General features: G+C 52.3%; 13 protein-coding genes. 2 read left to right on the top strand and 11 right to left on the bottom strand.

Annotated features, from left to right (window positions below):
* The first annotated feature begins 41 nt into the window (after positions 1-41).
* Positions 42-1,007 carry an iron-hydroxamate ABC transporter substrate-binding protein gene (locus NSQ80_RS08525; RefSeq protein WP_009222924.1) on the top strand — a complete coding sequence of 322 codons (966 nt, stop codon included), beginning with the start codon at positions 42-44 and terminating at the stop codon, positions 1,005-1,007.
* 72 nt (positions 1,008-1,079) lie between these two features.
* Here NSQ80_RS08525 and NSQ80_RS08520 read toward each other — a convergent pair whose 3' ends face one another.
* The 11 genes from NSQ80_RS08520 to NSQ80_RS08470 form a co-directional block, all read right to left on the bottom strand.
* On the bottom strand, positions 1,080-3,878 hold the full coding sequence (locus tag NSQ80_RS08520) for a glycoside hydrolase family 3 N-terminal domain-containing protein (RefSeq protein WP_339302042.1): 2,799 nt from the start codon (positions 3,876-3,878) through the stop codon (positions 1,080-1,082).
* Positions 3,879-4,002: 124 nt separating this feature from the next.
* The gene (locus tag NSQ80_RS08515; RefSeq protein ID WP_009222922.1) at positions 4,003-4,317 is read right to left on the bottom strand and encodes a hypothetical protein; all 315 of its coding nucleotides are present in this window, start codon (positions 4,315-4,317) and stop codon (positions 4,003-4,005) included.
* Between the two features lie 38 nt (positions 4,318-4,355).
* Positions 4,356-4,982, bottom strand: coding sequence for an NUDIX hydrolase N-terminal domain-containing protein (locus tag NSQ80_RS08510; protein ID WP_009222921.1), 627 nt, complete (start codon positions 4,980-4,982; stop codon positions 4,356-4,358).
* A 25-nt stretch (positions 4,983-5,007) separates the two neighbouring features.
* Positions 5,008-5,799 carry a lipid II flippase Amj family protein gene (locus tag NSQ80_RS08505; protein ID WP_009222920.1) on the bottom strand — a complete coding sequence of 264 codons (792 nt, stop codon included), beginning with the start codon at positions 5,797-5,799 and terminating at the stop codon, positions 5,008-5,010.
* A gap of 27 nt (positions 5,800-5,826) precedes the next feature.
* Positions 5,827-6,054, bottom strand: a complete 228-nt coding sequence (locus NSQ80_RS08500; protein ID WP_009222919.1) for a hypothetical protein — start codon at positions 6,052-6,054, stop codon at positions 5,827-5,829.
* Between the two features lie 21 nt (positions 6,055-6,075).
* On the bottom strand, positions 6,076-6,582 hold the full coding sequence (locus NSQ80_RS08495; RefSeq protein WP_009222918.1) for a GNAT family N-acetyltransferase: 507 nt from the start codon (positions 6,580-6,582) through the stop codon (positions 6,076-6,078).
* Positions 6,583-7,179: 597 nt separating this feature from the next.
* Positions 7,180-7,701 (bottom strand): HXXEE domain-containing protein, encoded by a 522-nt coding sequence (locus NSQ80_RS08490; protein ID WP_036643719.1) that lies wholly within the window; start codon positions 7,699-7,701, stop codon positions 7,180-7,182.
* A gap of 12 nt (positions 7,702-7,713) precedes the next feature.
* The gene (locus tag NSQ80_RS08485; protein ID WP_009222916.1) at positions 7,714-8,223 is read right to left on the bottom strand and encodes a GNAT family N-acetyltransferase; all 510 of its coding nucleotides are present in this window, start codon (positions 8,221-8,223) and stop codon (positions 7,714-7,716) included.
* A gap of 39 nt (positions 8,224-8,262) precedes the next feature.
* The gene (locus tag NSQ80_RS08480; protein WP_009222915.1) at positions 8,263-9,000 is read right to left on the bottom strand and encodes a sulfite exporter TauE/SafE family protein; all 738 of its coding nucleotides are present in this window, start codon (positions 8,998-9,000) and stop codon (positions 8,263-8,265) included.
* A 175-nt stretch (positions 9,001-9,175) separates the two neighbouring features.
* Positions 9,176-10,648, bottom strand: a complete 1,473-nt coding sequence (locus tag NSQ80_RS08475; RefSeq protein WP_009222914.1) for an amino acid permease — start codon at positions 10,646-10,648, stop codon at positions 9,176-9,178.
* An 87-nt stretch (positions 10,649-10,735) separates the two neighbouring features.
* Complete coding sequence (locus NSQ80_RS08470; protein WP_339302041.1) at positions 10,736-11,644, bottom strand: LysR family transcriptional regulator; 909 nt, start codon at positions 11,642-11,644, stop codon at positions 10,736-10,738.
* Between the two features lie 116 nt (positions 11,645-11,760).
* Between NSQ80_RS08470 and NSQ80_RS08465 the strand changes: the two genes are divergently transcribed.
* Positions 11,761-13,041, top strand: coding sequence for an amino acid permease (locus tag NSQ80_RS08465; protein ID WP_009222912.1), 1,281 nt, complete (start codon positions 11,761-11,763; stop codon positions 13,039-13,041).
* Positions 13,042-13,084: the final 43 nt, after the last annotated feature.

Here is a 13,084-nt window from a genome sequence, read left to right as displayed (position 1 = left end):
GAGAATCATTATCATAAATATGTGAACAAGGAGAATCACTCATGAAGAAGCTGTTTATTCCCCTTATTTTAGCCTTCACGGTTTTGGCTGGTGCTTGCGGCAATGAGACAGCACAGCAGAATTCTGCGGCAAACAACTCATCAGAGACCAATCAGACGAGCGGAAACGACTCCGCGGGGGCGGAGACGGCTTCCGGTACGGTTACATATCAATCGGAGAACGGTCCGATCGAAATTCCTGCCAATCCAAAGCGCATCGTGGCTCTGACGTACGCTCCAAACGTCGTGGCCCTGGGAGGATCGCTGGTTGGCGTTGATACCTGGACGATGAATAACCCGCTGTTTACCGAGAAATTAAAGGACGTCGCCGTCGTGTCCGAAGACAATCCGGAGCAAATCTTCGCTTTGGAGCCGGACCTGATCATTGCCGGATCGCATATGAAGAATCTCGATAAACTAAGCGAAATCGCTCCAACGATCATTTATACATGGGGCAAGCTGGACTATTTAGCCCAGCAAGTAGAAATCGGGAAAGTGCTCAACAAGGAGGCAGAAGCCCAAGCTTGGGTTGAAGATTTTACGAAGCGGGCCAAAGCCGTAGGCGAAGAGATCAAAGCCAAGATCGGCAAAGACGCCACCGTGTCTGTGTTTGAATATGATACGAAGAACTTCTATGTATTTGGGGACAACTGGGCCCGCGGAACGGAACTGCTGTATCAGATGATGGAGCTGAACATGCCGGAAAAAGCCAAACAAGATGCGTTGGGTCCGGGCTACTACACCTTATCAAACGAAATCATTCCCGAGTATGCTGGAGATTACATCGTACTGAGCCAGAACAAAGAAGCCCAAAACGAGTTCTTGCAATCCAATACGTGGAAAAATATCCCGGCCGTCAAGAACGGTCACGTAATCGAAATCGATACCGCAGCTTCTACCTACAGCGATCCGATTACGCTGGAGTATTTGCTGGAAATCTTTAAGGACGGATTCCTCTCGATGCCTTAAAGCTTAACTGGACCAAAATTAAAAAGGATGTGCCCCGCTGTGATGCAGAAGGGCACATCCCTTTTTTATGGGTTAAATAAACTCGATCCAGCCGATCTCCAGCCCCGGCTTGATATAATCAAACTTCAGCTCGTAATCGCCTTCCGTCAGCTCGATCCGGAGCTGCTTCTGCGTGACCCACTTGCCAAACGTACCGTTCGTCTGTACCGTGGTCAGCAGTTCTCCGTTCAGCAGCAGATTGCAGGCCGACTGCGACAGGTTCATCGCTTCGTAACGGATATGCGCTGTAACAGTGTACACCCCAGCTTCCTGAACCTTCACCACCGCAGTTCCGGCATCCGCCATAACCTTAGCGCTTTGCGAATGGGACAGCGTATATACGTCCGTTCCTTCGCCAGCAACCGGCAGATCACCTTGAACAGCCTTGATCAGGCGGACTTCGTCAACCGGTTTCGGTTCCCGCGCTAATGCAGGCACATTCAGTAAAAATCGGCAAATGTTCATGGCACACCGTTGCAGTTCGCCAACCGTCAAGGTGCCGTTAGCCAAGGCTTCCAGCGTATTATCCCCCAGCGAATTGATTTCCGCACCATTGTTGTTAACGACCATATATAGATCGTTTTGCGCGCGTACCATAAAGGACGTGTTCTTCGCGTCGGCCGGACCGCCTTCAACGCAGTCGTTCATAACCGCCCACCAGTCCGTCATGACAATGCCCTGATATCCCCATTCATTCCGGAGAATGGTCGTATTCAGATCATAGTTGGATGCCGCCCAATGCCCGTTCACCGGGTTATAGGAAGTCATGATCGACGAGGCTTCCCCTTCTTTGACCGCCATTTCGAAGCCTTTGAGATAAATCTCGCGCAACGCCCGTTCCGAGACGACCGTATCCACTTTCGAACGCGCCTTCTCCTGGTTATTGCCGGCAAAATGCTTCACGGTTGCGGACGAACCGCCCTTCTTGATGCCCCGCGTCACCGCCGACGCAAAGCAGCCCGTCAAATAAGGATCCTCGGAAAAATACTCGAAGTTTCGCCCATTTAACGGATGGCGATGGATGTTAATCCCCGGGCCCAGCAAGGTGTCGATTTCATTTTGCAGCAGCTCTTGGCCCTCCAGCACATATAACGACTCTACGAGGTCAACATCCCAGCTGGATGCAAGCAACGTTCCGATCGGCAGCTGAGTCGCCTTCAAGCCGCTGTCCATGCGGATGCCGGAAGGACCGTCGGCGCTACAAGCCACCGGGATTCCGTATTCCAACAAGTTCTCCCCCACCCCGCCAAAAGCGGAAGCCGTTCCAGGTGTAACCTTCGGACTGCTCATGCCTTCACCGCGTACAATCGTAGCCAGGTCCGCATCGCTCAGTTGGGCGACAAACTCCTCCAAGCTCGCTTTGCCGGCTTGAACGTCCTTTAATTTAATTCCGCGGTTCCCCGTTTGCGGATAGGCTTCCGGCAGTCTGCTTTCGATGCGTTCCTTCAGCGAAATGGTGCGCTGCGGCACTTCCTCCCGGACGATCTCATACGTCCCATCCGATTTCCGGCTTCCTGGTTTAATCCGGGAAAAACGTTCCGTAGGAGCCGCAGCTTCCTCCAACTGCTCCACAACCACCAGTTCAGCCAAATGGTAGGCGGCTTTCCCGTCCACCGTTACCCGCTCCGTATTTCGGATGCTGTTGCCTACATGAAGCTCATAATTGCCAGCTTCCAGCACGTAACAGGATTTATGCCCGGTATAGCCGCCATCGTCATAGGACGCCATCCGCCGTACCGGCAGTTGCAGGGTCAGCACATCGGTCTCGCCAGGCTGAAGCAGCTTCGTTTTCGCGAACGCTCCAAGCGCCCGGGCCGGTTTGCCCAATACGCCTTGCGGTGCTTCATAATACAACTGAATTACTTCTTTCCCGCTAAAATCCGATCCGGTATTCGTTACCGCCACTTGGACCTCCAGCCGGGCATCTGTATCCGCTCCTTCGAGCTTCACGCCTTGCACCTTCCAGGCAAAGGAGGTATAGGAGAGCCCGTATCCAAACGGAAACAGGACCTTGTCCGGACAAAACGTTTCAAAGTAACGATAACCGACATAAATATCTTCCTCATAGAGGTTCCGTTCTTCACTGCCGAAGTTGGCTGTGGACGGATAATCCTCAATGTGATAAGCGATCGTGTCCGGCAGTTTACCGCTTGGCGTGACATCCCCCGAGAGCAGGTCAGCCACGGCATGACCGCCAATCATCCCGCCCTGCCATACGAACATCACTGCCCGAATCCGGCCTTGGTGGATCGGATCGTTGATCCAGCTCATATCGATGACATTGGCCACATTCATCAACACAGCCACCTGATCGAAATGCCGGGTAACCGTTTCCAGATTCAGCCGCTCCTGTTCCGTTAACCGATAGCTTCCTTCGGTATCGGCGTTATCCTTATCCTCGCCGGCCGTCCGGCCGATGATGACGATCGCCTTGTTTGAAGCTTGCTTCGCTTGCGCTACGATTTCGTCGGTTAGCGGCATTTCCTTCTGGCACCAAGGCTCCGCAGCCCAACCGCCGCCGCCGTTATCAAACGGATTCTCGGAAATCCATTGCTCATATTGCTTCGCCAGCTGTTCATTCACTTGGATGCGAGGATTCGCCCGGAGTCCGTCCAAAATGCTGACGACATAAGGGACGTTCACCGCACCGCCAGAGCCTGTCCCGCTGCGATAGTAATCAATTTGGCATCTTCCGAAAACGGATACAATTTCATGCTCTCGAATCGGAAGCATAGCGTTTTCATTTTTTAGCAGGACGCCGCCTTCAGCTGCCGCGATTCTGCTATACTCGGCAAATCCTTCCAAAGGAACGCCTAACATCAATTTGCTCATCTCTCTGCTCTCTCCTATCCGTTAGTAGATCCCAACCCGGGATGCATCAATAGTAGTCCTAGCTTCTACTATACCAAAACCAACGTGAGGTTGGATAGGAAAACGTACATCTTGCCATGCAAAATTAAGCAAAAAGATTCGCATAAATAAATATTCCGAGATAAGGAATCACCCATAATAACGGCAGCAGATTCCACCAAACTGCCTGTTTGTACTTGCCCTTGGCGAAATAAGTCCAGCCCAGGATCAGCGCGAGCAGCAGACCACCAGGATAAGCCTGAAGATAAGCGAATAATGCTCGCATTCCTAGGTGAACCTCACCGGAATCATGAAAGAGATACGCGGAAATGCCAAGCACAATCAACCATGCCACGGAGAACATCGCATAAATGAGCTGCGACACAATCAGAAAGATTAAGGTTTTTCGTTTAGGAGTCATGGGGTGAAACCCGCCTTCCGTTCAGGAATCGCCTAACGTTAGTCAAACCATACTTCGGTGCTGTGCCGCAAATCAAACAGGCGTTGAATCTGTTTGGGCGTATTTCGTTCAAGCGATAAAGGCGGAAGCTCGTCACGACCGAAAAATCCGACCTCCAACGTCTCCATTCCGGCTTCCGCTTGACCTCCGACCCTCTCGCACAAAATAAATATTTTGTAGATATGGTACGCCTCCGGAGGATGATCGTGGAATTTCTTGTCCAACACCGCCAGCAACCGCACAGGAACGACGGTGAGACCGGCCTCCTCCTTCACTTCCTTAACCGCGACTTCTTTGGGCGAAAGACCGATATCGGCCCAACCTCCAGGCAATGCCCACGCCCCGTCAACCCGTTCCCGGACGAGTAGAATCCGGTCATCCTGGAACACTACGCCGCGCACATCAACCTTTGGGGTGGCATAGCCGGTTTCGCCTGCGAACAGCGTTTTAACCTTCTCCGTCTCGACTTCGGTATAACGGCTGAGAATTTCCACGCTAAGCCCACGCAACATCTCAAAGCGTTCAAGATCGTACATATCTTTGGAATAAGCCAGCCCGGCCTGACTGATGGCCTGAATTTGCTTTGCCCACTCCAGCCATTGCAGCTTCGGAATCGAGTCCGACATCCTATCGCAACCTTTCGGTAGAAGTCTAAATCCACTGCACCACCATGGCAATCATATATGCAGCAGGGAAGATGATGAGTTGTGCCGCTAATGTTCCGATAAATCTGGCGCCCATCAACATAATATAGATCCTCCCCAGCTGCTGTCGGGACTCCTCCTCATGCATCGCCCGATCGGTAATGAGCCCCAATTGCGGATCGATGAAGATCGTCAGCAGAATCGTAGCGATACCGTTAATGATGCCGGAAGCCTGCGAAGCGGTTGTACTCAGCTCCGGCACCAGATAAGCAGCATACAAGGAAGCCAACACGCCAACCGTATAGAAGGCAGTCACCGCGATATTCAGCAAAATAAACCGTTTCGGAACCCCCAGCAAACGATACGAACGGAGGCGAAGGGTTGGTTTACGTAAATGATGCCTGACGTTTTTGAGCTGGGTGATTGTCACGCTCGTTACGAGCTTGGGCAAGGACCCGGTGACCTCCAGCTTCGCGATCACACGTCCAAACAGATTCACACAAGTCGGAAACAGAAGCATCGCCAATAGAGTTCCGACAGAACCAGCGAGCAGAATGATCCGCAAGTAGTTCATGACTTGGAAATCCGGGTGCAGCTTGGAATAATCAATGAATTTGGCGGTCATCGGCGACTGAATCAGATTGGCCGTTCTGGAGACGAGCACAACAATGCCTGTCAAGGACAGCGCCACGGCAATTTTGTTCAGTTTCACACCGGCATAGCGTATAGAATACGACAGCGTCTCCGCCGCATGAATAATCATGGTTAGGACGCACACGATTACCAGATAGGTGGTCACTTTACTTCCCTCTCCAACTAACTTCCACTATTTTTCGTTGCCGTGTTTAAAATGCCCCGTGGCTTTCGCCATGATCAGTTGGACTTCTTTAGGAGTCGCCGCGCTCTGGATACGCGTGATAAACTTCTCCGCTTCTTTCCCCGAGAGTGTGGTGACCCTGCACCCATTCCAAGAAATGAACACTTTTCGGTTTTTCGTCATCTCGTAAGAAAAAATCTCTTCATCCAAACGATTGCGTTTATCTACGTTTCCCAAACCAGGGCCTCCAAATTAAAGTTAAATTTTTTTCACATACTTGGCCATCAACGTACGATAATCGAACAGAACTTCTTCTTTTTCTTCGGTATATACAAATCCATTGGATTTATAAAAGAGCGTGCCGATGTCGTTCTCACGTTCACACCAGGCGTAAATTTCTTTAATTAACGGGTTCAGACGAATCAACTCATTAAGCAATTTCTTGCCGATGCCCTTGCGCTGATGCTCTTTTAAGATATAAAGTCGAGTCAGTTCACTAACCCCTTCATCATCCGCTTCCGTTAGTTGGCCGAACCCGACGATCTCCCCTTCCCATTCCGCGACCAGAAACTTCCGCGCGGCTTGCGCTTCGTCCAGCGTAATGCTTTGCTCCAAGCTGCTTTTCGCATAGGCGTGGGTTAAATACGTGGCGATAAAATGCTCCGGATAAATCGTTTCATAGGTACTGTTCCAGGTTTCCACAGCTACCTCGCGAATGCCGTCGATGTCGTTCAGTGTTGCCGGACGGATCAGCAGTGAATCCATCAGCTTCAATCCTTTCTGTTTCGTAAATAACGGGACCCAGCTTCGGATATGGACCTATCTCCAGCCGGGTCGTATATCAAAAACGCTTCACTATAAAAATTACTTCTTACAAAAACTATGATACACTGACCTCAACCGAGAAAGCTACCCCTATTCATGAAATCGCTTTCTTTATTACCAATGTAATCGGCAAAGCCTTGTCTGATGCGTTTCCAAGCTAAATTTCATCGCCAAGGAATAGACGAATGTTGTCAGTTTCACAAACCATATATATAAGAACAAAGGACTGAACTTGAAGAAAAGCTGGTTTCTAGACTTAACACAGGTATGAAGAACACGTGCTACGCTTAAGTGATGATTCCCATGAACAAAAATAGGAGGCGATCAACTTGCTGGTGAACAGCGTGAATTGGCGGGAATAGCCTTTCATCGTATCCCGCGTATGCTCATGATGAACATGAGCCGTTCCGTCCCATTCGGGTTGGTGTTACGGTGCTGACGGAAAGCGGGCCGTCTCCTTCGTTCAAGCGAATGTTGATGGTGGACGGGGAGCGTGTCGGGAAGGGGGGTGGGTGACCCTTCTTGGTGAGAGAGAGTCTAGGATTTTACCCAGCGCTTCCCCAACTCATGCCCGGCCAGCACCAGGGGCACAACCAGCAGGCCTACCGGGAGGCTGAGCAGGATTTCTCCACAAGTCACTACTTTTTCCGAAAGTAAGCGGTTAAACAGCAGTAACGAATAAGGCAGCACAATAAGGATAGCAGTGACGACGCCCGGGGTGTACATTTTCAGATACAACGATTGGGCGACATGGGTAAACACATGCAAGAAGAATAACGTATTAAACGCCAGAAAAATAAAGTACCTCCCCTGCTCCGCCGCTATCAGCGTAAACGGAACAAAAACGATAAATTCCAGGAGCACGGCTACGGCGAATTGACCGCTAGTGATGTCCAGCATCTGGGTTAACGAGCGCTTCAGGCTCGCCGGGACGGCGGCCACCACCTTCTGGCGATTCCGCTTCGCCCAAGGTCCTACCCAGATAATCTCCTCCATGTCGTGAATCACAAACACCACGAGAAACAGCCAAACCAGAGACGAAAGGCTGATATGGCTCATTTGTGGCACCTCCTATTCAACAAGACTCCAACCGATTGCAATTTCGCGTTTCACCTCGTTGCCGATCTGGATTTCTTTGCTGCTAAAGGGTTTGCCCCCCATGCGAAGGTAAAAGTCAATTGATGGGTTACCCTCCAAAACCCAAGCCATCATCGATGTATTACCTTTGCTGCGCAGGTGATTGATGATATGGTTCAGCAGTTGCTGTCCTAGACCCATTCCTTGGTATTCTTTGAGAATATAGATGGAGTAAAGTTCCCCTTCATAACCTAATTCAGCTTCCCGACATTTCCCACCGTGGGCAAAGGCAACAACGCAATCTCCATCTTTGCCTACTACGATTCTATCGTCATCCTGAAGTGAGGCGAAGATGTCTAACCATAGCTTGACTCGACGTTCTTGGGTGATTGGGTCGAGAAATTCATCAGCAATTAACCCTCGGTATGTGGTTTTCCAGCTTTCAATATGAACGTGTGCAATACCTTCGATGTCCCGCTCTACCGCCTGCTCCAGCCTAATCACGGTCTATCCCCCCTTTTCATAAACCATAATCCAACTAACTCACCCCATCAAAACACCGATGATCGTCCAGACGCCGGAAGCGGCGATCAGCCACAGGGCGATGCGCTTAAACCGCTGCTCGTTGAGCTTCTTCAGTGCACGTATGCCAACGAATACGCCAACCAGCATACTGGGCACGAACCACGCCGTATAATGAAGTGTCTCCGGGGTCAGCAATCCCCCATACAGATAGGTTAAGATCGTCACAATGTTCAGGAAAATGCCGTACACCGAAATATTGGCCCGAAACGTCTCCTTGCCTACGCCCTGATTGGATAAAAACAAAGCAACCGGCGGGCCGCTCATCGAGATGCTGCCGTTCAGCAGCCCGCTCGCTGCACCGACGGGCAGGTAGGCCAATCGGTCCCGCTTGATCGGAAACGTCTTGCCTGCCAGCTGCAGTGCAGCTACAAGGACGATGACTACACCCGTTGCCAGCTTTAAGATGTCCGCACTCAGAAACAGCAAGAGATACGTCCCCAGCGGAGCCGCCAGCAGACTGGAGAGGATCAGGAGCCATATCTTGCGAATATCAGCGTGTTTGTAGCAACCGGCAAATACGATCCCATTGGTGCAAAGACTCAATATCACGACGATGGGTACGGTTTGCTGCAGCGGGATGATCTGACCCAGAATCGGCGTCGCAATCAGCGCAAATCCAAAGCTCGTCAGCCCTTGGGTAAATCCAGCAACAAAGATAACGATGACTCCAAGCAAGATAAGAACGGACAACTCCATGATCCCAGGCTCCTTTTGGGGTAAAAAACTTCCACTAGTTATGCTTCGTCTACTTTACCACCATCGACCATTTCTTTCTATGCTCCATCTCTGGATTCGGTCGAATCACTCCCCGAAAAAAGACCTCCCCCGAAAAGAATCGGAGCAGGTCTTGGATCATAAGCGGCCTATGCTGTTAATTTTTCTTTTTCGTCACGGTCGTCGAGTCCGATGCTTCATCCGCCGTCTCCCGAACATCGCGATTACCGGTGATCTCCTCGGCCGCTTCCATCAGCGGCGCAGGAATCGGGCGTTGACCGGACGCAGCCGGTACTCGATTCCGTCTCTCTTTCACCCAGTAGATCCCGGCGAGCAGCGCAGTTAATCCTAATCCAACCACCAAACCAGTTCCTTGTCCGGAAATAAAGGGCATGCTCACAATGATAGCGACCATGCCGATAAGACCAACCCAGGACGTATACGGGAAACCCGGAAGCTGACATGCAGCTTCCGGAGAGCAAGGCGTTACACGCCGCCAGCGATAGTGGGAGGCCAAAATGATAAAGTAGGAGAACAACAGCGAAAATCCGCCGCAGCTGACTAGAAAGAGGTACACCTGCTGAGGCAGCAGGTACCCCATCGCCAAGCCGAGCAGCATGGCGGCTCCCGAGAACAGGATGCCCTTGTACGGGATATCATGTCGGTCTTTAAGCCATGCGGGGGCGTGGCCTTCCGCGGCCAGCGAACGCAGCATCCGGGCAAGCCCAAACGTCGAAGCCAGCATGGTGGACAGAATCGCCGTAATCATCACGATATTAATCAGTGTCCCGGCCCATCCCATTCCCCAGCGGGTTAAGGCTAAAACTAACGGGCTTTGGTCCGCAACCATTCCTTGCGTCGGATACAACATCAGAATCACGGCGATCGCGGCGATATAGAGGGCTAGCAAACTGATCAGGGTCATATTAATCGCCCGGGGAATTGTCTTTTTCGGGTTCTCCACCTCGGAAGCGGCTAAGCCGATCACCTCAAATCCCGAATAGCTGAACATCACGATAAGCATACTGCCTGCAATCCCTGCAATCCCGCCGGGAAACCACGCTTCGCTTCGCAGCTCGCCTAACCCAGCGGCCGGAGTCCCCGGAATCCAGCCCGCAATCAAGGCCAGGCCAATGACGATGAACCCGACGATGGCCAGCAGCTTCACCGCCGCCAGACCGCTCTCAAGCTTGCTCAGATAATCGGCCCCAAGCAAATTAAGCAGCGTGATCCCCACGATGATGAGCATGCCCATCGCGACCTCCGGAAAGTTCGGAAACCATTCCCTGAGAAAGGTGGACGCCGCGATCGATTCACTGGACATCGCCAGAATCAAGCCCACCCAATATACCCAACCGGTAATAAAGCCAATCCCGCGGCCAAAGCTCCGCTCCGCATACGTCCGGAACGAGCCCGGCACCGGGTCAGCCGCCGTCATTTCCGAGAGGGCATAGAGAATGATGTATACCAGCAATCCGCCCAGAATAAACGATATCAAAATGCTGGGACCCGCTGCTTTAATCGCCACGCTGGAACCGAGAAAAAACGAACCTCCGACAATCGTCCCCAGCCCCAGCATCGTTAAGTGAAACGTCGAGATTCCTTTTTCGCCAGCCTTGCCATTGCCCATAAGCCAAGCCTCCCTCAAGCTCTTAGTAAACTATAGGGAGTATTGGCGAAAATTAACGAAATTATGTTGTATAACCTTATGTCAGGACTACAAAGCGGCTTCTTCCCGCCATCGCTCCGCTTGTTCCCGAATCATCAAGACGAATTGCTCCAACGCAGGGGATCGCCACTTCTTCCGGTGTAATGCCAACTGCGTCGCCACCCGCTGCGATTCGTCATTCCAATTCAGCTTCACCAGCTTGCCTTCCGCAAGCTCACTGCGCACGGTGACCAGCGGTAAGAAGGAGACTCCCAGCCCGGACATCACGCACTGTTTGATCGCTTCGATGCTCCAGAACTCCAAATTCGGGTCGGGAAAAACGCCGTGGCTATTCAAGTAACGCTCAAACAAAGTTCGATAAGAGCAGCCGCTTTCGGTGTGCAGGATCGTCTGATCCTTCAGTTGATCCGGCACAACCTCTGCTTCATGTCTTAACGGATGGTCGGCCGGAGCTACCAACGCCATCGGTTCATGAACCAGCGTTTCGATCTGCAAATCCCGATCTTCCACCTCCGGTTGCAGCAGGAAGGCCACGTCCAGTTCCCCCGAACGCACCAAATCCCTTAATTCCCAGCATTGACCGGGCTTAAGCACGATCTGCACCAGGGGGTAACGTTGCCGGTAATGACGAATCACCTCCGGCAATCGGAACGCGGCCAGGGATTCCGGTGCGCCGATTTTAAGAGATCCTGCCATTTCGGCCGCGGGGTGCAGCGCATTTTTGGCCATTTCGTGGATTTTGGCGATCTCCTGCGCGTAAGGAAGCAGCCGCCGCCCCGCATCGGTCAAGACGATTTTTCTGCCGATTCGATCGAACAACGGCAAGCCGATTTCTGCCTCCAAAGCCTGAATCTGCGCCGTCACACTGGACTGCGCATAATCCAGCTGCTGGGCAGCCCGGGTAAAGCTGTCGGCCTCAACCACCACCAAAAACGTAAACAAATGACGCGATTCCATACGTTCATCCTCTCCCATCGGAAATTCGAATGGATTAAATTCGATAATTCTGTTTTTCCTATGGATCTATTATCTGATACGCTGGAAAAAAACACAACGAAAGCAGGAATCGCTTCATGAAACAAACAAGCAGCAAACTCCAAAAAGGAATTGGCCTGCCGCAGGCTATCGCTTTATACATCGGCGCTGTACTGGGCTCTGGTGTGCTCATCGTACCGGGCCTGGCGGCGGAGATGGCCGGACCGGCCTCCCTGCTCGCATGGGGATTCATGACATTGCTAATCTTACCGATGGCATTGTCGATGGGCCTCCTGTCAGCCAAATATCCAAATGCCGGGGGCGTGTCTCACTTCGTCACATTGGCTTATGGAGATAAGGCGGGGACACTGGTCGGCTGGTTTTTCCTCATGTCGGTGCCGATTGGTGCCCCGGTCGCCGCATTAACCGGTGCCGGGTATTTAACCGCTGCGCTGGGTTGGGGAGAAGGAGCCAAGCTGGCCGTTGCTGCGGCGATGCTGGCTGCCGGCCTGTTGATGAACTGGATCGGCATGCAGCTTGCCGGCAAAATCCAGATCGCGGTCGTCATCGCCATCGCCGCTGTATTAATCTTTGCTTTCGGAGCCGCGCTGCCAAGGATGGAAAGCAACCATTTCACCCCGTTTATGCCAAATGGTTGGCTCAGCGTGGGTCAGGCGGCTTCCATGCTGTTCTGGTGCTTTATTGGCTGGGAGGCGGTATCGCACTTGTCCGAGGAGTTTAAGGATCCGCAAAAAGCGGCGATCAAAGGAGTGACCGCCGCTGCGATTATCGTAGGGATCTTATATTTTCTATCTGCGCTGGCCACGGTTGGCACGCAAAGCTACCTGAAAGGCGGCTCGGAGTCTTCGATGGTCTGGATCATCAGCCAGCCGCTGGGCTCCTGGGGCGGCATTGTCGCGGGGGTCACCGGGTTGTTCATTTGCATGGCCGGAATCATCGCTTATACCGGAGCCGCTGCTCGGGTGGCTTATGCGATGTCCCGCGAAGGAAACGCCCCGAAATGGTGGAACTCGTTGTCACCTCGGTTTCATACGCCAACGGGTTCGCTCTTGTTTCTGATGTTCTGCTTTACGGCAGTCATGCTGCTTTACGGTACCGGGACGGTCTCTCTAAGCACGCTGATCCAGTTTCCGAACGCGACTTTTATTCTGACGTACATGGGCGGCTGCGCTGCGGGAATCCGTCTCCTCAAAGGCAGCCGAACCGGCGTTGTTCTCAGCTGGATTTCGTTTGCGGCTACAGCCGTCGTATTTCCGTTCACCGGTTGGGCCATGCTCTACCCGCTACTTATTGCGCTGCTGTTTCTCGTGATCCAGCTGCGCTTCAGCCGGCGGAAGGCAACTTCACTGGATGCCTAATTTGAGACAGTCGGGACGAGGCTGCGGCAGGACAGCATCCTGT

Origin of the sequence: Paenibacillus sp. FSL K6-2441 (assembly GCF_037964765.1) — a bacterium.
In the GTDB taxonomy this organism is placed as follows: Bacteria; Bacillota; Bacilli; order Paenibacillales; family Paenibacillaceae; genus Fontibacillus; species Fontibacillus phoenicis.
Note: the sequence above shows the minus strand (reverse complement) of the source record. Positions and strands in the feature narration are given on the sequence as shown.

Coding starts and splice junctions, on each gene's coding strand:
- NSQ80_RS08510 (WP_009222921.1), bottom strand. CDS start 4,982: ATGTCGGACTCGATTCCGAAGCTGCAATGGCTGGAGTGGGCAAAGCAA.
- NSQ80_RS08470 (WP_339302041.1), bottom strand. CDS start 11,644: ATGGAATCGCGTCATTTGTTTACGTTTTTGGTGGTGGTTGAGGCCGAC.
- NSQ80_RS08475 (WP_009222914.1), bottom strand. CDS start 10,648: ATGGGCAATGGCAAGGCTGGCGAAAAAGGAATCTCGACGTTTCACTTA.
- NSQ80_RS08480 (WP_009222915.1), bottom strand. CDS start 9,000: ATGGAGTTGTCCGTTCTTATCTTGCTTGGAGTCATCGTTATCTTTGTT.
- NSQ80_RS08515 (WP_009222922.1), bottom strand. CDS start 4,317: ATGACTCCTAAACGAAAAACCTTAATCTTTCTGATTGTGTCGCAGCTC.
- NSQ80_RS08525 (WP_009222924.1), top strand. CDS start 42: ATGAAGAAGCTGTTTATTCCCCTTATTTTAGCCTTCACGGTTTTGGCT.
- NSQ80_RS08465 (WP_009222912.1), top strand. CDS start 11,761: ATGAAACAAACAAGCAGCAAACTCCAAAAAGGAATTGGCCTGCCGCAG.
- NSQ80_RS08520 (WP_339302042.1), bottom strand. CDS start 3,878: ATGAGCAAATTGATGTTAGGCGTTCCTTTGGAAGGATTTGCCGAGTAT.
- NSQ80_RS08490 (WP_036643719.1), bottom strand. CDS start 7,701: ATGAGCCATATCAGCCTTTCGTCTCTGGTTTGGCTGTTTCTCGTGGTG.
- NSQ80_RS08495 (WP_009222918.1), bottom strand. CDS start 6,582: ATGGATTCACTGCTGATCCGTCCGGCAACACTGAACGACATCGACGGC.